Annotated in this window: 18 protein-coding genes; 5 read left to right on the top strand and 13 right to left on the bottom strand. The window is 66.7% G+C overall.

Annotated features, from left to right (window positions below):
• Positions 1-36 precede the first annotated feature (36 nt).
• The 3 genes from MXF70_RS08510 to MXF70_RS08500 all read right to left on the bottom strand — a co-directional run bounded on the left by MXF70_RS08510 (position 37) and on the right by MXF70_RS08500 (position 3,139).
• Complete coding sequence (locus MXF70_RS08510; RefSeq protein WP_248515196.1) at positions 37-630, bottom strand: NADPH-dependent FMN reductase; 594 nt, start codon at positions 628-630, stop codon at positions 37-39.
• A gap of 87 nt (positions 631-717) precedes the next feature.
• Positions 718-1,476, bottom strand: coding sequence for a hypothetical protein (locus MXF70_RS08505; RefSeq protein ID WP_248515195.1), 759 nt, complete (start codon positions 1,474-1,476; stop codon positions 718-720).
• A gap of 418 nt (positions 1,477-1,894) precedes the next feature.
• Positions 1,895-3,139: a mandelate racemase/muconate lactonizing enzyme family protein gene (locus MXF70_RS08500; protein WP_248515194.1), complete on the bottom strand. Its 1,245-nt coding sequence runs from the start codon at positions 3,137-3,139 to the stop codon at positions 1,895-1,897.
• 145 nt (positions 3,140-3,284) lie between these two features.
• On the opposite strand from MXF70_RS08500, the gene MXF70_RS08495 reads away from it, so the two are divergent.
• The 4 genes from MXF70_RS08495 (at position 3,285) to MXF70_RS08480 (ending at position 6,871) form a co-directional block, all read left to right on the top strand.
• Entirely contained in the window at positions 3,285-4,517 is a 1,233-nt protein-coding gene (locus MXF70_RS08495) for a metal-dependent hydrolase family protein (RefSeq protein WP_248515193.1), read from the top strand.
• A gap of 116 nt (positions 4,518-4,633) precedes the next feature.
• Positions 4,634-5,341, top strand: a complete 708-nt coding sequence (locus MXF70_RS08490; protein ID WP_248515192.1) for a TIGR00266 family protein — start codon at positions 4,634-4,636, stop codon at positions 5,339-5,341.
• Positions 5,342-5,419: 78 nt separating this feature from the next.
• Entirely contained in the window at positions 5,420-6,061 is a 642-nt protein-coding gene (locus MXF70_RS08485) for a bifunctional 4-hydroxy-2-oxoglutarate aldolase/2-dehydro-3-deoxy-phosphogluconate aldolase (RefSeq protein WP_248515191.1), read from the top strand.
• Positions 6,062-6,199: 138 nt separating this feature from the next.
• On the top strand, positions 6,200-6,871 hold the full coding sequence (locus MXF70_RS08480) for an HTH domain-containing protein (protein WP_248515190.1): 672 nt from the start codon (positions 6,200-6,202) through the stop codon (positions 6,869-6,871).
• Between the two features lie 19 nt (positions 6,872-6,890).
• On the opposite strand, the gene hmgA is transcribed toward MXF70_RS08480, so the two are convergent.
• The 10 genes from hmgA to MXF70_RS08430 form a co-directional block, all read right to left on the bottom strand.
• Positions 6,891-8,120 carry a hydroxymethylglutaryl-CoA reductase (NADPH) gene (gene hmgA / locus MXF70_RS08475; RefSeq protein ID WP_248515189.1) on the bottom strand — a complete coding sequence of 410 codons (1,230 nt, stop codon included), beginning with the start codon at positions 8,118-8,120 and terminating at the stop codon, positions 6,891-6,893.
• Between the two features lie 240 nt (positions 8,121-8,360).
• Positions 8,361-8,879 (bottom strand): plastocyanin/azurin family copper-binding protein, encoded by a 519-nt coding sequence (locus MXF70_RS08470; RefSeq protein WP_248515188.1) that lies wholly within the window; start codon positions 8,877-8,879, stop codon positions 8,361-8,363.
• 327 nt (positions 8,880-9,206) lie between these two features.
• The gene (locus MXF70_RS08465; protein ID WP_248515187.1) at positions 9,207-9,737 is read right to left on the bottom strand and encodes a DUF421 domain-containing protein; all 531 of its coding nucleotides are present in this window, start codon (positions 9,735-9,737) and stop codon (positions 9,207-9,209) included.
• A 2-nt stretch (positions 9,738-9,739) separates the two neighbouring features.
• On the bottom strand, positions 9,740-10,735 hold the full coding sequence (locus tag MXF70_RS08460; protein WP_248515186.1) for an ion channel: 996 nt from the start codon (positions 10,733-10,735) through the stop codon (positions 9,740-9,742).
• 964 nt (positions 10,736-11,699) lie between these two features.
• Positions 11,700-13,235 carry a RecJ family nuclease gene (gene recJ / locus MXF70_RS08455; protein ID WP_248515185.1) on the bottom strand — a complete coding sequence of 512 codons (1,536 nt, stop codon included), beginning with the start codon at positions 13,233-13,235 and terminating at the stop codon, positions 11,700-11,702.
• A 98-nt stretch (positions 13,236-13,333) separates the two neighbouring features.
• The gene (locus MXF70_RS08450) at positions 13,334-14,503 is read right to left on the bottom strand and encodes a response regulator (RefSeq protein ID WP_248515184.1); all 1,170 of its coding nucleotides are present in this window, start codon (positions 14,501-14,503) and stop codon (positions 13,334-13,336) included.
• Between the two features lie 347 nt (positions 14,504-14,850).
• Positions 14,851-15,630, bottom strand: coding sequence for a uroporphyrinogen-III synthase (locus MXF70_RS08445; RefSeq protein ID WP_248515183.1), 780 nt, complete (start codon positions 15,628-15,630; stop codon positions 14,851-14,853).
• Positions 15,627-16,487 (bottom strand): uroporphyrinogen-III C-methyltransferase, encoded by an 861-nt coding sequence (gene cobA, locus MXF70_RS08440; protein ID WP_248515182.1) that lies wholly within the window; start codon positions 16,485-16,487, stop codon positions 15,627-15,629. The genes MXF70_RS08445 and cobA overlap by 4 nt, the downstream gene beginning before the upstream one ends.
• Entirely contained in the window at positions 16,484-17,647 is a 1,164-nt protein-coding gene (gene hemC, locus MXF70_RS08435; protein ID WP_248515181.1) for a hydroxymethylbilane synthase, read from the bottom strand. Before hemC ends, cobA begins: the two co-directional genes overlap by 4 nt.
• An 81-nt stretch (positions 17,648-17,728) precedes the next feature.
• A complete protein-coding gene (locus MXF70_RS08430) occupies positions 17,729-18,361 on the bottom strand; it encodes a DsbA family oxidoreductase (RefSeq protein ID WP_248515180.1) in 633 nt (210 codons plus the stop codon).
• A 248-nt stretch (positions 18,362-18,609) separates the two neighbouring features.
• Here MXF70_RS08430 and MXF70_RS08425 point away from each other — a divergent pair, with 248 nt between their 5' ends.
• Positions 18,610-19,515 (top strand): serine/threonine-protein kinase RIO2, encoded by a 906-nt coding sequence (locus MXF70_RS08425; RefSeq protein WP_248515179.1) that lies wholly within the window; start codon positions 18,610-18,612, stop codon positions 19,513-19,515.
• Positions 19,516-19,572: the final 57 nt, after the last annotated feature.

Below are 19,572 nucleotides of genomic sequence, written 5' to 3'. Positions count from 1 at the left end.
GTTCCGACCCGGGCTGGTAGCGAGGCGGCGTGCTCGTCAGTCGTCCTGGGCAGGCGCCGAGACCGTGGGCTCGTCGGCGACGTCGGGGTAGGACTCGACGCCGGCGTACTCGACGAGCTGCTCGCCGAGTTCACGCACGCGTGACTCGATGTCTTCGTCGTGGATACCATCCTCGCCGACGGTGTCGTACGCTGCCGGAATCCCGACTTCGAGCGGAAGCGTCCACGCGTTGAGCGTCCGGGCGACCGTCCGGAGGTGCATCAGCGCGGATTTGGGGTAGTCGCCGCCAGCAACTTCGAGCAAACCGACGGTGGTGCCTGCGATCTGATCGCGCTTCACGTAATCGAGGGCGTTCTTCATCGGCGCGGCGAAGGAGCCGTGGTAGTTCGGCGTCCCGAGGAGCACGGCGTCGGCGGCGTCGATCTCCGCTTTGAGCCGCTCCGCGTCGCCGAGTTCGCGGTCGTCGGGATCGAACACGGGGAGATCGTACTCGCGAAGGTCGATCAACTGGGTTTCGGCACCGGCGTCGCTCGCGGCGTCGAGTGCCTCACGTAACGCGATTCTCGTCTTGCTCGCGTCGCGTAAACTGCCGCAGATCGCGACCACAGTCGGCGGCGAACGGCGTTGCATTGGCTGGACGAACGTGCTGGAACACCGTAAGCACTCGCTGAACTCGTTTACTGTTAGGAATCCGAACTGAATCGGCGCAGTGCGACCTTAGAACGTCACCGTCGCTCCGCTAGAATACTCCTCCAGCGAGTTTGGCACCTGGACAGTTACGATGGTCTCGCTCCCCGTGCTGGTCGTGATGGTCAGCTCTGCTGACTCGCCTGCCACAAGCGGTGCAAGGCCGCTGTTATCGCCATCCCCGGATACGTTCGCTCCGAGTGGGATCACGATATCGTACTGATCACCGTCTTCAGACATGACGTCGTTCGACGTGTCTGCGGCAGTGATCGCCTCGGTCTCGAAGGCGGTCTCGCCGCCTGCTGCGACAGTCGTGTGGACCAGATAGGCCAGGGTATCGGTCACGAGAAACTGGACAGTCAGCTCTGTCAGATCAACCGATGCGCCAGTGGCGGGTGAAACCGTGAGCCGGACCTCGCCGATCGACTCGCCGTCGGCACCGACGGTTCCGGCCGTCGAGAGGACCTCGACGGTGTTCGCGGTCTGCACCCCGGCCTCGTCGCCGGTGTCGCCAGTGGTCCCCGATCCGCCATCGTCGGATCCGCTCCCGTCGGACGACGCGGTCTCACCATCGGCAGCATCGTCGTTCGTCGCGTCGCCGTCGGATCCGTCGCCGCCAGCGTCGTCTCGGGAGCCGTCACCGTCCGATCCCGAGCTACAGCCCGCGAGGACCGATATCCCGGCAATCCCACCGATGGTCGTCACGAGGTCGCGCCGCTGCAGCGTACGATCCGCCGTCGATTCACTCTCGTCGGTCCCGTCGTCCCCCGCACTCGTCCGTCCAGACATCCTCGTGCGATCGGGGATCGAGGGACCGGTTAAATCCGGTGGGCGATCTATCACGAGAGATAATCCATCGGCAGACGTGAGTACGGTCGAACCGCCGGACGCTGGCGCCAGACTTCGCTACAGTGATATCGACCCACAAAGCTTGCGCCACCCTGACGTGTGACCTTGGAGAACTGGCGGGCCGCTCAGAGTTCGCCAGAGACAAGAAGATCCCTTCCGGTCAACTGCCGAAATTGAAGCCGACGGTTCCGTCGTCGAACAGCGGTGGACGAGCGTAGCGAGTCCGCGGAGCTCGACGGGTCGTTTTCACTCCTCGTCGAACGCCGGAATTCAGAGGTTTCCAGGCACGATCTTGCTCAGGGAGCAGGATCGAACACCGCGAATCGAAGATTCGCGAGCTCGACGAAGCTCCGACTCTCTACGCTTCGTCGAACAGCGTCTCGCCGTCGACCATGTGCTCGGCGACGGCGTCCTCGTCGATCGTGACGCCGAGACCGGGCTCCTCGGGGATCTCGATGTAACCGCCCTCGATAACGTCCTCCTCGACGAGGTCCTCCCACCAGCCGAGCTCGTAGGAGTGGTACTCGACTGCCAGCGAGTTCGGGATGGCGGCGCCGACGTGGGCGCTCGCCATCGTCGCGACGGGCGAGGAGACGTTGTGCATCGCGACCGGCACGTAGTACTGGTTCGCGACGTCGGCGACCTTCCGGGTCTCGCGCATTCCGCCGACCTTCGGCATGTCGGGCGCTACGATGTCGACGGCCTGGTTCACGATCAGGCGACGCTCCTCGGTGACGCGGTAGCGGTTCTCGCCGACGCAGATCGGCGTCGTTGTGGACTTCGTGACGTTCTCCTGGACTTCGAGATTCTCCGGGGGAACGGGGTCTTCGAGCCACCAGACGTCGTACTCCTCGATGGCGTCAGCGAGGCGCTTGGCGGAGCCACCGGAGAACGTCCAGTGGCAATCGAAGGCGACGTCGGCGCGGTCTTTCACGCGCTCGGTGACCTTCTCGACGATCTCGGCCTTGTGGCGGATCTCGCCGGGCCGCAGGTGGCGGTTCGCGCGGTCCTTCTCGAGACCGCTCGGGACGTCGAGGTCGAACTTGAGGGCGTCGTACCCCAGCTCCTCGACGACGCGCTCTGCCTCGTCGGCGCAGGCTTCGGGGTCGGCCTCTTCCTCGGTGTGGCAGTCACAGTAGACGCGCATCTCGTCGCGGTACTTGCCACCCAGCAGCTGGTAGGCCGGAACCTCGAGGATTTTGCCGGCGACGTCGTGCAGCGCGACCTCTATACCGGCGATCGCGGTGACGGTGATGCCCTCGACGGAGCCCTCACCGGACATCTTCTGGATCAGGTGCTCGTAGAGCCGGTCGATGTCGAGGGGATTCTCGCCGACGACGAACGGCTTCATCCGCTCGATGAGCTCGGGAACGCCCGCGCCCCAGTAGGCCTCGCCGGTGCCGACGACGCCAGCGTCGGTGTAGATCCGGACGAGCGTCCACGGGAAGTTCCCGTCGACCATCGTCGTCTGAACGTCCGTGATCTCGACGTCACGGCCGCCGCCTCGTTTGGCCTCGACGCCCATCGTCTCCGCGGAGAGTTCCCGCATCGTGTACTCCGCGTTCGGGTCGTGCAAGTCCGTGTAATCGATGTCGTTACTCATCTGAGAGCGATTTTTCCGGGAACGGGTAATTGTGTTGCGGTCTCTGCGCGCGGGCGACTTGGTGGCAGCCAGATGCAGGACTCACAGCCGGCAACGGGGTGCCGCGGCGCAAACGACTATCCGAGTCGGTTCCGAACGATCGACCATGCGAGTCATCGACGCGGACGTGCTCGTCACCGGACGCGACGAGCCACCGATCGAGGACGGACGGATCGTGATCGACGAAGCGAGCGGCCAGGTCGAATCGGTCGGCACGCAGGAGGACGTGGACGACCCGAGTCAGGCAAATGGCGACGTCGCCCACGAGCAGTACCCAGCAGTGACGCCGGGGCTGATCGACGCCCACCTGCACCTCACCGGTGCTCGCTCGATGGACCCGATGCAGTGGGTGATCGAGTCTTCGGAACTGGGGGCTGCCCGCGCGACCGCAGACCTGCGAGACATCCTCGCAGCAGGGTTCACGTCGGTCCGCGACGTAGGATCGGAAACGGGACTCGGGCTCCGGGACGCCGTCGACCAGGGCGCAATTCCCGGTCCGCGGATCTACACCAGCGGCCAATCGATCAGCCAGACCGCCGGCCACGGCGACAGCCACTTTCTGCCCTACGACTGGGTCGCCGACAGCGACCGCGGCATCGGGACGCTCGCCGACGGCCCCGACGAGTGCCGGAAGGAGGCCCGCAAGCGCATCCGCGACGGCGTCGACGTCCTCAAGATCATGACCACCGGCGGCGTCCTGAGCGAGAAGGACGCACCGGACCAGAGCCAGTTCACCGACGCGGAGGTCCAGGCCTTCGTCGAGGAGGCCCACCGCGTCGGCATCCCCGTCGCCTCCCACGCCCAGGGCGCGCCCGGAATCAAGACCGCGCTCCGCAACGGCGTCGACACCATCGAGCACGGCTTCTACCTCGACGAGGAGTGTATCGACCTGTTCGAGGAGACCGACGCTACCTTCGTCCCGACCCTCTCGATTATGCACCGCCTGATCGAGCACGGCGCCGACCACGGCGTGCCCGAGTACGGCCTCGAGAAGTCCCGCGAGGCCAGCGAGTCACATTTCGAAGCAGTCGAGCGGGCCTACGAGGCCGGCATCCCGATCGCCACGGGAACGGACTTCATCGGCCCCGAACTCGTCCCCCACGGCGAGAACGCACTCGAGCTCGAACTGCTCGCGAACGAGGTCGGGATGGACGAACACGACGTGCTCCAGTCCGCGACCCGGATCGCGGCGCGGACGGTCCCGGACGACGACGTGGGGACCCTCGAGGTCGGCAGCCGGGCCGACGTCCTCGCACTCGGGAGCGATCCGCTCGAGGACGTCTCGGCAGTTCGGGACGTCGAAGCTGTCTGGAAGGACGGCACAGCAGTCGGTCTGTAGTCGCCCCGGGAGAGGATACTTCTCGACGAAACGAGACTGGGAGAATCGACTGCACCACGCCACACAGTTCGCCTCACTATTAAATACGATCGGGCACCAGCAACTGGTGAGTACCCATGAATATCGAACTCACGCACCAGCCGTCCTACACGCACGTCGTCACCGATCTCGAAGCAGGCGAGACCATCCTCGCCGAGCCGGGTGCGATGGTCAGCCACACCGACTCGATCGAGATCGACACCACGACGAGTCGAGACGGTCTCCTTTCCTCGGCGAAGTCCATGCTCGGGGGCGAGTCGGCCTTCGCAAACGAGTTCACCGCCACTGGGAGTTCAGGGACCGTCACGCTCGCGCCGCCGACGCCAGGCGACGTGAAGCACTTCCAGCTCGACGACGAGACGCTCTACGCCGTGGACGGCTCCTATCTCGCCTCCGATCCCGCGATCGACATCGACTCCGAACTCGGCGGCCTCAAGACCATGCTCGGCGGCGCGGGTCTCACGCCGCTCGCACTCAAGGGCACCGGCGACGTGCTGATCGAGGCCTTCGGCGGGATCGAGTCCGTCGAGCTCGCAGCCGACGAGACGTACACCATCGACAACGAGCACCTCGTCGCCTGGGAAGGCTCGACGGACTTCGACGCCCGCCGCGTCGGCGGCCTCAAATCCACGATCCTCAGCGGTGAAGGCCTCGTGCTCGACTTTACCGGACCCGGACGCGTCTGGTACCAGACCCGCGGACTCGACTCGTTCATCGCCGCCCTCGGCGAGATCGTGACGGGCGAAGACGACGGGCAGGGGAGTCCGGACATGGACTTCTTCTGAGCGTCCCGCGAACGGTCCGGCCAGCCAGCCACGGGACGGATGGCCGCGTTTATGCCCTCGGCTCGCGCACCGTCACACATGGTAGCCGACACGCTCCAGCGCATCGAGGAGGCAGGCGTCGTCGCCGTCCTCCGTGGCGTCGAGCCCGAAACAGTCGAGGACGTCGCCGACGCGGTCGTCGCGGGCGGCGTCACCGCTCTCGAGGTGACCGCCGACTCCGGCGACGCGATGGACATGATCGAGACGCTCACCGAGACCCTCGGCGACGAGGCGCTCGTCGGCGTCGGAACAGTCCTCGACTCGGAAACGGCCAAGGCGGCGATCGACGCCGGCGCCACCTTCGTCGTCTGTCCAACCTTCGATCGCGGCGTCATCGAGACCTGTAACCGCTACGGCGTTCCGGTCGCACCGGGCGTCTTCACGCCGACCGAGGCCCAGCAGGCATACGAGGCGGGCGCGGACGTGGTGAAGATCTTCCCAGCGAAGACCGGTGGACCGGCTCACGTCTCCGCCGTCAAAGGCCCGCTCGGCCACCTGAACATCATCCCAACCGGTGGCGTCGGCCCCGACAACGCGGGCGAGTATATCGAGGCCGGCGCGATGGCCGTCGGTGCAGGTGGATCGGTCCTCGACCACGACGCCGTCGAGGCGGGCGAGTACGAGCAAATCACCGAGAACGCCGAAGCACTCGTCGAAGCCGTCGAGGACGCGCGCAACTGATCGGCCACAGGAGCGCCGCAGATCCCGCGGAGAGGGGCCGCCGCGACCAGCTACGTTCCAGATACCGACCGACGGCGCGGGAGTTTATGATCCAGTCCAGCGAACGCTCACTCCCGGATCCGAATGCCGGGTGACCCAATGCCACCCGATACTGCCCCTCCAGATCTCACGATCACCTGTTACGTCCGCCCAGCACTCGTCCTCGACCCGATCGACGCGAAGATCGAGACCCTCCGCACCGCCGAGCGCGAGGGGCGCATCGACAGCCTGCTCCTGCGGAGCTGGCCCGGCGACGTCGCGCTGGTCGACGACACGCCCCACCCGGAAGTCCTCGAGCAGTACGACCGCTTCGAGCGCTGGGCAGACCGCGCCGGCGTCACGATCTCGCCAGCGTTCCAGACCCGCGAAACGACGTCCCTCGCGACCGACCGAACCGTCGAGCGCCTCGTAACGCCCTCGATCTGTCTCGCCTGTCACGACGGCGACCGACTCGTCGGCGTCTTTCCACACACCGACGGCGAGACGACCCACACGGTGCCGGAGGCGATCGCCGCCCTCCGGACTGGCTCGCTTCCCGAGCCACTGGTTGGACGCGAGAGCGTTGCGGAGCGGACGGTCCCCCGGCCGGTCAGTACATCGGACGACGGCGACCGTCCCTCGCGTTCCTACCCTAGGCGCTCGACGAAGAGGCCACCGCCTACCTGCCCTGACTGTGGCACGGGTCTGACCAACGTGCAAGGAATCCTCGATTGTGGCAGCTGCGAGTGGGTCGGAGCTGACCGCACGACGGCGCTCGTCGCGGGCCGCTGATCGGGCGCTCGCTACCGGCTCACCGCCCGTGCTCTTCGTGGGCCGAGGCGAGATGTCGCGAGGCCAGCGCCGCGAGCAGGGAGAGTTCGCCCGCCAGCGCGCCGGCAGCGATAATCTCCGCGAGTGCGTCGGCGTTGCTTCCCGCCGGGTCGCCACCGCCCGCGACGCCGAGGACGTCGAGTGCTTCGGACTGCGTCGGGAGTGTCGTCCCGCCGCCGACCGTCCCGACCTCGAGACTCGCCAGCGAGACGCTCGCGTAAAGTTCGTCGCCGCGGTCCTCGATCGTCGTGATCGCGTTCGATCCCTCGACGACCTGGGCGGCGTCCTGGCCGGTCGCGAGGAAGGCCGCTGCGACGACGTTCGCGGCGTGGGCGTTGAACCCGAGAGCACCCGCTTTGGCCGAGCCGATCAGGTTCTTCCGGGTGTTCGCCTCCTCGATCGCGGCTGGCGTCGTGCCGAGGCGCTCCTCGACGACGTTGGCGGGGATCCTCACGTCCGCGACGACCGTCCGCCCACGGCCTTCGATCGCGTTGATCGCGGCTGGCTTCTTGTCAGAACAGAGGTTCCCCGAGAGTGCGACGAGATCCGCCGGCGTTTCGTCCTCGACCAGCGAGGCGGCCTGGCGGGTGGCGATCGTAGCCATGTTCATCCCCATCGCGTCCTTGGTGTCGTAGACGAACCGGAGGAAGACGGAGTCCCCGACGACGTACGGATCGACGGTCAGTAGCTCGCCGTGGTTGGTCGTCGACTCGGCGGCGGTGCGAAGGTCGTCTTCGTGCTCGCCGACCCAGTCGACGACCTGCTCGGCCGCCGCGATGCCGGAGACGCGGAACACCGGCGCGCGGGTCATACCGGTCTCGACCACGCGAGCGTCCGCGCCGCCAGATTCCGTGATCACGCTGGCGCCACGGTTTACCGACGCGATCAGCGCGCCCTCGGTGGTCGCGAGCGGAAGGTAGTGCTGTGATGAATCGTCCGCGCCAGTTCCTGCGGCCCCGCCGTTCACCGCGATCGGGCCGACGACGCCCATCGGGAGCTGTGCCGCACCGAGCATGTTCTCGACGTTCGACTCGGCGTCGTCGGCCGGGAACGAGTAGTCACCGACGGTGGAGAGGTCGGCCCCGGTGTCGGCCTCGATCGCCAGCCGGCGCGCGGTCGCGGCGGTGTCGGCGTCGGCGTGCTCGGCGAGCTCGTGGAGACGGAGCTCGCCCTCGGTGACGCGATCGGCGAGATCCTGGGCGTCTGTCATTGCCGAGTCGTCGGTGGCCCGGGGCCTAAGAGTTGCTCTTCGGGAAGCGCCGGCGGAGTTGACGAGGGATCATCCAGAGATATCTCGCCGAATGCGGCGAAGATACTGTCAGGACGCCAATGAACCGCCGCAATCGGCCGACGCGCTGGTGTCGCCGGTGACGGCTTTAGATGCACGCCGGACACGGACTCGATGAACGTGGCAGTACCGCAGACGCTGGCGGGAAATGGACCGAGGCCGCTACTCTTCCTCGTCACTCCCACCGTACTTGAGAATGAAGAATGTGAGGCCCAATACCAGTCCCATGAAGGTGAACAACCACGTCGTCAGCGAGAGCGCTGCATCCGGGACCTCTGGCGGCCCCGTTTCAACGGCTTCGTCGCCGCCGGCGCCCTGTGAGACGGTGACGGTTCCGACCATCCCCGACGCCTCGTGTGGGATGCAGAAGTAGCCGTGCTCGCCTTCAGTCTCGAACGTGTGCTCGTAGGTGCCGCCGCCATCGATGCTACCGCCACCCGGATACGCACCCCGGGCGGCGGACTCGCTGTCGAATCCACCGCTCGCCCAGTAGCTCGTACCCTCGGGAATCTCGTCCTCGTAGGCCGTGACGCTGTGTGGGATGGAGCCCACGTTCTCCCAGACGACGGTCGTTCCTGGCGCCACCTGAACGTTCGCCGGCTGGAACTCGAGGGAGTCGGTCATGTCGACGGTCGTCGACGCCTGGGCCGCTCCCCGCGAGGACGCCGCACCGATCGCCACTGCGCCACCCGCGGCTCGGAGAACCCCGCGCCTGGACCGCTGACGTACCTCGGTCGGTTCGGCCATGTCGGGCGTTGGTGCCGGGCCCCCAAAGGAAGCGAGTGGTTACCCGGGGCTAGGGAGCCAACGGAGGATACTGCTGGTTAGCGACCGAGGTGTGCACCTGAGGCGGGGAGAGACCCTCAGTTGACTGTCTGCAACCGGCGAGCCGCGGGTTGCGGTTCGTAACAGGACATCCGAGCCGGACGGCGAGCGAAACCGAGAACCGACGTCTCTCGCGAGCGCGTTCTGCTCACGTGGCAGGAGTACGTACCCGCCCGGAACCCCTCACTCGCCGAGCTCGTCGGGCGGCAAGTCACCGAGCGCGGACTCGTCGCCGACCGACGTGACGATCGAAACGTCACCGCCAGTCTCCAGTACGATCGCCTCGACGTCTTCGAAAGAGCCGAGCTGTTTCTTTCGAACCGCGGAGCGAAGGTCGGCTTCGCTCAGTCGTTCCTCGAGCATCGCGTCCTCCAAGAACTCCCCGCGGTAGTACAGCAGCGACGGCGGATTCGTGACGAGCCGCTCGAACCACGGCCACCGGGTCTGGCTCTTTCCGACCACGTACTGCATCCCCAGCAGGAGTGCCAGCGCGGTCACCGTCTGGGCGAGGGCGACGTCTGAGGAGATCATCGAACTGCCGAACACGGCGCCGATGGCGATGGTGACGATGAAGTCGAAGGCGTTCATCTTCGCCAGCGTTCGACTGCCGGAGATCCGCAGGGATATCACGAGGATGACGTAGATCGCGACGCCGACGGCGATCGTTCGAAAGATCGGTTCCCAGCCGTCGAAGACGTAGGTAACGCGCGTCATCGTTAGTTCACCGGCGGCCACTCTCGTGCGTCGGCGGCCACCATTCCGAGGAGCTTGCGGCGGCGGTCGGTGCGCGTGCGCATCGTCTCGTCGAACGCGTCCTTCGAGACGGTCGGGACGCCAGCCTCGCGGAGCCGATCGAGCGACGGCGACGGTGGCGGATCGTCTGCCTCGGTGATGAACGCCGTATGCAGCGTGTGGAGGTAGCTCTGGACGCTCGCCCTCGCGCTCGTGAGGAGTACCTGATTGGGACGGTGTTTCTCTGGCACGCCGCATTCGAGGAGGGTCGTCGCATCGTCGAACACCGCGACGGCGAGTGCCGACGACGTCGCCGCCCGATCGCTGTAGTAGTAGTGCAAGATTGGGTACGCCTGGTGTTGCTCGGCCAGTCGGTCGAGATCCGACGCGAGCGCGTTCATCGGAACCTCGAACCCATCGAAACGGTCGCCGTCCCAGCCGGTTGCGACGAACGACTCGCTTCGCTTTCCGAGCCCGGTCACGCTCGACGCGAACGACCGTTTGTCGACGACGGCTTCGAGGACGTTCAGAACGTAGGAGACGCCGAGCGTTACGAACACCATGCCGCTCGCAGTGGTGAGTGACGCAGCAATCTCCCAGATCGGGCTCGACGGCGTGTAGTCGCCGTTCCCCATCGTGAACATCGAGTAGCCGACGAAATACGTGCGACCGACCCAGGTCGCGGTCCCGCCGTCACTGGTGTCGATGAGGGAGGCTTCCCCTCCGGCGAAGCAGAACGTCCAGCCCGCCCAGAGGAGACCAACCCACGTCAAAAGCGTGGACACGAGGATGAGCGGCCCCGCGAGGCTGAGTACTTTCGTATGCCGTCCGCTGACGCGTCGCATGAACTGCCAGATGCCCGTCGAAAGCCTGGCGGAGACCGGACCGGCACCGCCGTCGACCCACAGCGTCGTCCAGAATAGATCGACGGTCGCGACCACGAGCAGCCCGACGCCCAGCGCGAGATAGAACGGGTTCATCCAGCTACCACGACGTATGCGGCTGCGATATCCCGACGATGCATACGCAGGTGGGAACTCACTACGGCGAGTTTGTTAGCATCCGCTTTCGAGCGAGGGCAGCGCGTAGAGGTGGCGTTCGTGGCTCAGACCCCAGTTTCGCACAGCACGGAGTCCACAGAGCGCACCCGCGGCATCGCAAACGAGTCTCATTTCGGATGGACGGTTCGGCCAGACGGTCTACAGGATCGACGACGCAGGACCGCACCCAACCTCCGGCAGCGCAGTAGGATTCTTTCACTGATCGACAAAGGAGCAGATCGACCTGTAGAAGAGCTCTACTCTCCAGAAATAGCCACAGAACCGGCAGGGGATCTCGAAGCACCACCGAAAAATGGCGCAAATTTTGTATCGCATAATGTAGTTTATGTCCGTAACAAGTGGTCGGAAATCGTACATAGAATCGCCGGAGGGCGGAGCCTTCGAGTTCCTACACGCGGAATTCGGGCGCCGCGGGCCGATCTCCACGAACGCCGCTGGAAACTGACCGGTCTGCAACTGCTGGGGTAGCTCGGTCCAGAACGAACCTCGGTTCGTGCCTCGGGCGGCGATCCGCCCGAGTTTCGTCTCCGCGCCACACCCGGATACGACGAACCGGAACGAGCGTCCGTCCACGCCCGCTTCGATCGTGACAGTCCAGCCGTGGCCGTGGGAGTAGAGGAAACGATTGCGTGGCCGAATCCGGCACCGTCGGTTCTGGTGATCTATCCCGGTCGAACACCTCCGGTCAGACCACGTTGGGATGCCAGCGCCGTCTACAGGGCGGCGAACGCGGTAACCGGCTACGGCGCGGATCGAGAGCGGCCCGATCAGGCGTCCCCGTCGCAGTCGTCCGGAAACGCATTGCAAAAGGGGTTCAGAAGACAGCGACGCAGCCGCGAACGATAGCGTTCGGTGGGGTGCCGTCGACCAGGGCGCCTCCGTGTCAGTTCGCCAGCTGCTCTGCGAGCACCGCGTCGACGTTGGCGACGAACGACTCCGCCGTTCCCGCAGGGATCGTCGCGCCCGCTGCGACGGTGTGACCGCCACCGCTTCCCTCAACGGCAGCAGCGGCTTCGGCCATCGCCTCGGAGAGGTCGACCCCTCGACGGACGAGCCCGCCGGTCGCCCGTGCAGAGACCTTCACCTCGCCGTCGTCGTCCGCGAAGGCGACGATCGGCATCGACGGATCGACGCCGTCGGCACCGACGGCCATGCCGGCCACGATGCCGACGATCGTCGCCGGAATCTCGCTGCCGGCGTCGAACCACTGGCAGTGGGATTCGACGGTGACGCCAGTCTCCTCGACCCAGCTGACGCCACGCGAGAGATTCCGTCGGTGCTCGGCGAGGAGGTCGGTCGCGTCCGCGAGCGCCTGCTCGCGATCCCCCAGACAGACCGCCAGTCCGACCGCAGAGCGGTCGTACCGGGCGGTCGCGTTCAGCAGCGTCGCGAACTCGCTGGCGTCCCGGAGCTGCGTCGCAGTGGCCTCGCCGGCGAGCGTATACGCAGTCCCGACCATCTCGTCGATTCGATCCGCGGGGACGCCCCGCTGGATCGCCCGCTGGCAGAGGGCGCTGGTGATCGCCTGTCGCTCGGCGGGGGTGAGCGACGCCCACCGTCGCCAGTCGCCGTCCGTGCGGAGATCGAGATCGAGACCGTCGAGAAATCGGGCCGCCGCGTTCCGATCCGTCGCGACCCCGGGCACCCGAATCTCGTCGGCGTGGGCGAGTAGCTGCGGGAGCGGCTTGGTCTGCGTGCCGTACACCGCGAGGTCGGTCTCCACGTCGAGGACGCCCGCAGCCTCTCCTTCCGCCGCGATCGTGACGTTCGCACCGACCAGTTCGCCGTCCTCCTCCTGGCGATCTCCGACGGCACCGACGATCGCCAGCGCGGCGAGATCGCGATTCCGTTGATCCGGTTCGCTCCCCGGTTGGATGGCGTGGTCGGCCGTCAGAGCCGGCGGCTCGGCGCTCTCCGCTGTCAGTTCCCCAAGTGCTCTCGCAATCGCGTAGGCCGCACCCGCCCCGGAACACTCACGAGCCCCATCGAGCCCGACCAGCAGCGGATTCACGTGATAGGGTGCGTCGGCATAGGCCTCCGACGCTTCGTCGGGTGGCGTCACCATTTGCGCGTCTGACGGGACTGCATCCGGCGCCAGCGGCTGGTGGTGATCCGCGACGACGGTCGATTCCGGATCGCAGTGCGCGTAGATACCATCGAGCTGTCCGCTCCCGAAGTCGGTCAACAGGAGGACGTCCTCGACCTCGGCCGCGAGTCGCTCCAGCACCTCGTCGTCGAGCTGGTCCTCGAAGGTGACGTCGTGGGGGATCCCCGCTCGATCGAGTGCCGCGGCACCGACCGCCGCACTGGTCAGTCCGTCCGCGTCCGCGTGCGAGGCCAGCAGCACGTGGTCGGCGTCGACGAGTCGGTCCGCAGCGCGTTCGGCTCGCTCGGCCAGCGCCGGAATCGGCACGCTCATCTGGACCGTTATAGCCGCGGTTCCGACGTTAAACGTGTGGTCTGGGACAGCGCGATCGGCCGACTACCACTGCTGCAGAGAAACGACCCCCATCCCACTCACTCGGGGGAAGAGAGGACGAGGACGAGCCGGCGGTGCCCTTCGAAGGTGAGCGAACAGCCGCTCACGTCGAGATCGATCGGGCTGCCATCTGGCGAGGCCAGGGTGAGCCGTCGGTCGAAGGAGTCCTGGCTGGCGAGCTCGTCGAGCGTGGCGTCGGAAAGTGCGAGCAGGTCGGCGGGATCGACGTCGAGGAGTGTAGACGGCTCGTACTCGGTGAGATCGGCGGCGGCAGCGTTGATTTCGACGATCTCGGCGATATTGGCATCGTCGGGGTCGATCAACACGACGCCGTCGCTGACGCGCTGGAGGACGGCTCGCTGGGTGGCGGAGACGGTTCGCAACGCCTGTTCGTTGCGTTCTCGCTCCGTGACGTCGGTGATGAACCCCTCGAGCATCGGATCGTCTTCGTCGGCGACGGCGTCGGCCTCGATCGCACGGCCCTGCTCCCAGAGAGTGCGACGCTCGCCGTCGTTGCGGATGATCCGGTAGGTGACTTCGAAGGGCTCGCCCTCGTCCATCGCTCGCTCGACGGCAGAGCGCGTCTGCTCGCGATCTTCGGGAACGAGGACATCTGCTTCCCAGTCGACCTCGCCGCTGATGAGCTCCTCAGGGTCGTAGCCAGTGAGTTCACGACAGCCCTCGCTCACGAACTCCATGGGCCACCCCTCCGAGATCCGGCACCGGTATGCCATTCCGGGGAGGTTCGCGAGCAGCGTCTCGTATCGGCGTCGGGCCTCCGCGAGATCGTTCTCCGCACGGTACCGGCGGACTGACTCCTCGATGCGGTTCGCGAGCACGGCGTACTGGTCGGTACCGGTCTCCTTCTGGAGGTAGTCGGTCACTCCTCGGGAGATCGCTTCGCTGGCGATCTCCTCGCTGCCCTTGCCGGTGAAGAGGATGAAGGGGAGATCCGGGTACTCCTCGCGAACCGCGGCGAGAAACTCCAGACCGTCGGTTCCGGGCATGTCGTAATCGCTGACGACGGCGTCGAATGGCCCCTCGGCCAGGAGCGATAGCCCGGTTTCGGCGTCGGTGGCGGTCGTGACGGAGAGTCCCTCACGCTCGAGGAACGTCGCGGCGAGATCGACGAGCCCCTCCTCGTCGTCCACGTGGAGAATACGCGGGGACGCTGGATCGTCCTCGATGGCGTCACCGACACTATTCATTCACTGAGATAACGAACCGGGTTGTAAAAAACACCATGGCTAGCTATACCAGGGTATGCACCTCGGCCTGTCGCAGGCTATCGGCCACGATCGACCAGGAACAGCGATCCCGTCCACCGACTCTCGTGGGCCGAGATGGGGAAAGGGTGCGAGAGGCCGGCGTGGGAGTTCGAGTGGACGCGGAATCGGGCTCGGGGAGAGACGGTGAGTCGAATCGCCGATCCGGTTCACGCGCTGGCCCCGGAGGAGAGCTGATCACAGACGGTGGCTGATGACCGACGGTGGCTGGTCCCCGACGGTCGCTGATTCCCAACGGTCGCTCATGCACGAGGACCGCGAATCACCTATCAGTCCTCGCGACGGTCCACGGCGTCGACCACGTCGCCGATCAGCTCGTCGACGTCGGCCATCGACGGAACCACGTCGACGGAGAGTCCGTGCTCGCGCGCCGTCGTCGCGGTCGGCTCGCCGATGACGCCGACCACCGCGTCCTCGAGCCCATCGCGAGCGGCATCCTCGACGTCACGATCGGCTGCCGCCGCCAGGAAATGCTCGACGGTCAGCGAGGAGGTGAAACAGACGCCGTCGAGCTCGCCGGCCGCGGCCAGCTCCGTCGACGTGCCTGCCTCGGGCGGCCGCCGAAGCTCGTAGAGCACGGTCTCGTGCACGTTCGCGCCGGCAGCCGCCAGCCCGTCGAGGAGCACGTCGCTCCCGTGATCGGACCGGGCGACCTCGATTTCGGCGTCCCCGGGCTCGATCGCAGCAGTCAGCGCCTCGACGAGTCCCGTTGACGTGTACTCCTCCGGAACGACGTCCACGGGATAGCCGGCCTCGCGCAGCGCCGCCGCGGTCGCCGCGCCGATCGCCGCGATGGTCGGAGAGTTTGCGTCGGAGTCCGGCGCAGCGTCACCCGGCGACCAGCCCGCGTCTGCCACCAGCTCGACGCCGGTCTTGCTCGTGAAGATCACGACGTCGGCGGCTCGCTCCGGCGTCGCGCCAGTCGGCTCGACCGCGAGCATCGGATCGCCGATCGGCTCGACGCCGGCCTCGGTGAGCTCGGACACCGCAGACGCCAGCCGCTCGTCGTCGGGGCGAAACACCGCAACTGTCGGCCGTTCGTCGCTCATTTCTGGGAGCCTCCGGCTGATCCGGGAGTCCGATCCGACCCCGGCTCTGGGGACGCGGACCCCTCGTCACCATAGGACGACTGCAGCACCGACAGCACTTCCTCGCGAGTCGCAGCGACCTCGCCGATCACCGTCACGGCCGGGGGCTCGATTCCGGCCTCGTCCCTGACGCGTTCGATCGTTTCGAGGGTCCCAGTTGCTACCTGCTGATCCGGCCAGGTCGCGCGCTCGACCAGCGCGACCGGCGTGTCGGCGTCCATCCCGGCCGCCCGGAGCGCCGCGACGTACTCCGGCAGCTTGCCGACGCCCATCAGGACGACGAGCGTGCCGCCGGTTGCCGCCAATGCCTCCCAGTCGACAGCGGACTCGTCCTTCGTCGGATCCTCGTGGCCGGTCACGAGCGTGACGGAGGAGGCGTGATCCCGGTGCGTTGCGGGAATGCCCGCGACGGCGGGACCGCCGATCGGCGAGGTGACGCCCGGTACGACCTCTACCGGAACGTCGTGCTCGGCGAGATACTGGAGCTCCTCGCCGCCGCGGCCGAAGACGAACGGATCGCCGCCCTTGAGCCGGACGACGTCTGCTCCCTCCCGCGCCAGTTCGACGAGGCGCTCGTTGATCGCCGACTGCGGCGTTCGTTCGCCGCCGGCGCGCTTGCCCACGTCCTCGCGCTTCTCGGCGGGGATCGTCTCGATGATCTCCGGGCCGGGCAGCTTGTCGTGGAGGACGACGTCCGCGTCGTCGAGCAGGCGCCGCGCGCGGACGGTCAGTAGCTCTGGGTCGCCGGGACCGCTCCCGACGAGGTAGACCGTTCCGATCGCCGTATCGTCACTAGCCACGCTGTCGTCCTCGCTCACGTCTCATCACCCGTCGCGCTCGCTGCGCCGTCTTCGGCGGCCTCGGCGTCGGCCTCGCCGGTCTCGCGTTTGGCCGCCTCGATCAGCTCCGCAGCCCCCGCGTCCGCGATCTCCGTCGCGAACGACCGCGCGGCCGACGCGTACCTTTCTGCGGGCAGGTCGCGACTCATTTCGACGGTCTCGCTGCCGTCCCTGCTGTAGGCTGCAGCGACGACCCTGACGTGGCGGCCCTGGAGACTCGCGTTGACGCCGAGAGGCGCGACGCAGCCACCGCCGAGTTCGGCCAGAACGATTCGCTCGACCGTCGTCGCGATCCGGGTCGGTCGGTGGTCGAGGATGGTGCGCATGAGGTCGACGGTCTCGCTGTCGGCAGCCGCCGTGATCGCGAGTGCGCCCTGCCCCGGCGCCGGGACGAACTCGTTCTGTGGCAGCTGCTGTGCGTCGACGCCCTCGAGGAGGCCGATGCGTTCGAGCCCGGCCGCCGCGAGAACGATCGCATCGTACTCCGTCTCGACGTCGAGGTCGAGCGCCCGGCGTTCGATGTCGGTCAGGCCCTCGCGCCACTCTTCGATCGCCGCCTCGGCAGCGGGCGTCGCATCGGGCGCCTGCACGGCCCCGGAATCGTCGGCGTCCTCGCGAGCAGCATCGGCGCGACGCTGGCGCTCGGCCTGTAGCGTCGGGGCGAGCAGTTTCGCGACGCGGGTGTCGACGTTCCCGCGCAGTGGCTCGATCTCCAGATCGGAGCGCCGGGCCTGAAGCTGTGCGCCACGGCGGAGACTCGACGTTCCGACCGTCGCCCCGCCCGGCAAATCCTGAAGCGTTCGGCCGTCCGGCGTCACGAGCACGTCGCCGGATTGTGCGCGCTCGGGGACGGCCGCGACCACGAGATCGTCGGGGCTCTCCGTGGGCACGTCCTTCATCGAGTGGACGGCAGCGTCGACCTCGCCGTCGAGCACGGCTTCATCGAGCGCGCGAACGAACGCTCCCGTCCTGCCGAGCCGGTGGATCAGCTCGTCTCGTACCCGATCGCCCGTCGTCTCGATGGTGACCAGCTCCGCGTCGCGACGGCGCCGCTCGAGTGCGTCCTGCACCGAGCCGGCCTGGATTCGCGCGAGCTCCGAGCCCCGCGTCGCAAGCCGAATCGGTGGCGTGGAAGTCATGGCTGGTGGTGCGAGACGGACGGGGAAAAGCGCCGCGTTCGGCCTTCGAGAGGGCCCCGCATTCTGGGCCGGGGCGATCGGTCAGTTTCCGTCGACGAGCTGTTCGAGCTGCTCGGGCGGGACGGCACCGCGGGCGGCGTACTCGTCGTAGACGAAGGTTGGTACGCCGGTGACGCCGAGTTCCTGGGCGTCGTCGAACGCCGCATCGACCCGTTCGCGGCGGTCCTCGTCCGCGATCGCCGCGCGGACGTCGTCACCGTCGATCCCGACGGAGTCGGCGATGTCAGCGAGTACGTCGACGTCGCCGATGTCCCGGCCCTCGACCCAGAGCGCGTCGAAGATCGCCTCGTCGAAGGCCTCCCAGAGGTCGGGGTGGGCTTCCTGGACGTAGTGGGATGCGATCTGCGCGTCCAGAGAGTCGACGTCCGGTAGGTCATCCATGCCGAGCATATCGTCGGCGCCGTAGCGCTCCTGGAGCCGCTCGACGTTCTGTCTGGCCTGCTCGAAATACTCCTCGTCTTTGCCGTCGTCGACGGAGTGGTCGATCTCGCCGTCGGGGCCGCGCTTCTGGGCGCGGAGGTCGAACGGTCGCCACTCGACGGGGAGTTTCTCATCGCGATTCGACTGGTAGGCCTCGAGGGACTGCCGCCCGAGGTAGCAGAACGGGCAGACGTAGTCGGAGAACATCGTGATCGGTTTCGCGTCGTCGGGCATGCACAGCCGTTGACGCCTGCGACTGAAAGGAGCGTGGGTGGCGGAAGGCCGCGAGACGGCCTCGTCGAAGGCTGACGGGCAGATACAGTCGATGGTTCGCCCGCCTGCGTCCAATTGGCGATCTTGTGGCACCCAAATGGAGGGCCCATGGAGACCGGCGTAGGGAAATTCCTATCGCGCCATCCGATTTACCATATAAAGAAGGTGCGACGCGAGGGGCTTTTCCGGACACGGAGCAACCTGCATCCATGGTCCAGAACGTCGCCGGCATCGTGGCCGACCTCGAACCCGAGGACGTCCACCTCCTCTCCGGCGTCGAACACGGGATGCGGTTCTCGGAGTGGGTAGCACGAAACAAGCTGCCCGACTTCTCGGGACTCACCACCGAGAACGTCGACTACAGGCTCGAACGCTGCGTGGACCGGGAGCTCGTCGAGCGGAAGACGATCCAGTACGAGGGGTTCAAGCTGACCTACGAAGGGTACGACGCGCTGGCCCTCTACACGTTTGCGGAGCGCGAGTCGATCACCGGCGTCGGCGCGAGTCTCGGCGTGGGGAAAGAAAGCGACGTCTACGAGGTTGAATCCTACCGACCGCTGGCGCTGAAATACCACCGCGAGGGCGTCACCAACTTCCGGAAAGTCGCGAAAGAGCGCGACTACACCTCCGATCACGACCACGTCTCCTGGCTCTACACTGCCCGGAAAGCCGCGGAGCGTGAGTTCGACGCACTCGAAACGCTCTACCCCGACGTCTCCGTTCCGCAACCGATCGATCAGAACCGCCACGCGATCGTGATGGCGAAGATGGACGGCGTCGAGCTCTCCCGTACCCGACTCGAAGACGAGCAGATCCGGGGCGTCCTCGAGCTGTTGCTCGACGAGATCCAGACCGCCTACGCTCGGGGCTACGTCCACGGCGACATGAGCGAGTACAACGTCTTCGTCGCCGAGGACGGCGTGACGATCTTCGATTGGCCCCAGGCGATCCCGACCGACCACGAGAATGCCGAGGAGTATCTCGATCGTGACGTCGAGAACGTGCTCGGGTACTTCGAGCGCAAATACCCCGGGTTCGTGGGCGACGTTTCGGCCTCCGCGATCGCCGATGCAATCCGCGACGACGAGTTCGAGTCGATCGCGTCTCTCGCGTAGCCGCTGACTGGCGGACCGCTCGCCACATTTTGCCACTCGACCGAGTTCGAACAGTCA

It is taken from the genome of Salinarchaeum laminariae, assembly GCF_023204835.1.
Classification (GTDB): Archaea; Halobacteriota; Halobacteria; order Halobacteriales; family Salinarchaeaceae; genus Salinarchaeum; species Salinarchaeum laminariae.
This window is presented reverse-complemented; position numbering and strand designations above follow the sequence as displayed.

Excerpts from the sequence above, each read along its gene's own strand:
- MXF70_RS08510 (WP_248515196.1), bottom strand. The coding sequence starts at position 630 with ATGCAACGCCGTTCGCCGCCGACTGTGGTCGCGATCTGCGGCAGTTTA.
- MXF70_RS08505 (WP_248515195.1), bottom strand. The coding sequence starts at position 1,476 with ATGTCTGGACGGACGAGTGCGGGGGACGACGGGACCGACGAGAGTGAA.
- MXF70_RS08500 (WP_248515194.1), bottom strand. The coding sequence starts at position 3,139 with ATGAGTAACGACATCGATTACACGGACTTGCACGACCCGAACGCGGAG.
- MXF70_RS08495 (WP_248515193.1), top strand. The coding sequence starts at position 3,285 with ATGCGAGTCATCGACGCGGACGTGCTCGTCACCGGACGCGACGAGCCA.
- MXF70_RS08490 (WP_248515192.1), top strand. The coding sequence starts at position 4,634 with ATGAATATCGAACTCACGCACCAGCCGTCCTACACGCACGTCGTCACC.
- MXF70_RS08485 (WP_248515191.1), top strand. The coding sequence starts at position 5,420 with ATGGTAGCCGACACGCTCCAGCGCATCGAGGAGGCAGGCGTCGTCGCC.
- MXF70_RS08480 (WP_248515190.1), top strand. The coding sequence starts at position 6,200 with ATGCCACCCGATACTGCCCCTCCAGATCTCACGATCACCTGTTACGTC.
- hmgA (WP_248515189.1), bottom strand. The coding sequence starts at position 8,120 with ATGACAGACGCCCAGGATCTCGCCGATCGCGTCACCGAGGGCGAGCTC.
- MXF70_RS08465 (WP_248515187.1), bottom strand. The coding sequence starts at position 9,737 with ATGACGCGCGTTACCTACGTCTTCGACGGCTGGGAACCGATCTTTCGA.
- MXF70_RS08460 (WP_248515186.1), bottom strand. The coding sequence starts at position 10,735 with ATGAACCCGTTCTATCTCGCGCTGGGCGTCGGGCTGCTCGTGGTCGCG.
- recJ (WP_248515185.1), bottom strand. The coding sequence starts at position 13,235 with ATGAGCGTGCCGATTCCGGCGCTGGCCGAGCGAGCCGAACGCGCTGCG.
- MXF70_RS08450 (WP_248515184.1), bottom strand. The coding sequence starts at position 14,503 with ATGAATAGTGTCGGTGACGCCATCGAGGACGATCCAGCGTCCCCGCGT.
- MXF70_RS08445 (WP_248515183.1), bottom strand. The coding sequence starts at position 15,630 with ATGAGCGACGAACGGCCGACAGTTGCGGTGTTTCGCCCCGACGACGAG.
- hemC (WP_248515181.1), bottom strand. The coding sequence starts at position 17,647 with ATGACTTCCACGCCACCGATTCGGCTTGCGACGCGGGGCTCGGAGCTC.
- MXF70_RS08430 (WP_248515180.1), bottom strand. The coding sequence starts at position 18,361 with ATGCCCGACGACGCGAAACCGATCACGATGTTCTCCGACTACGTCTGC.
- MXF70_RS08425 (WP_248515179.1), top strand. The coding sequence starts at position 18,610 with ATGGTCCAGAACGTCGCCGGCATCGTGGCCGACCTCGAACCCGAGGAC.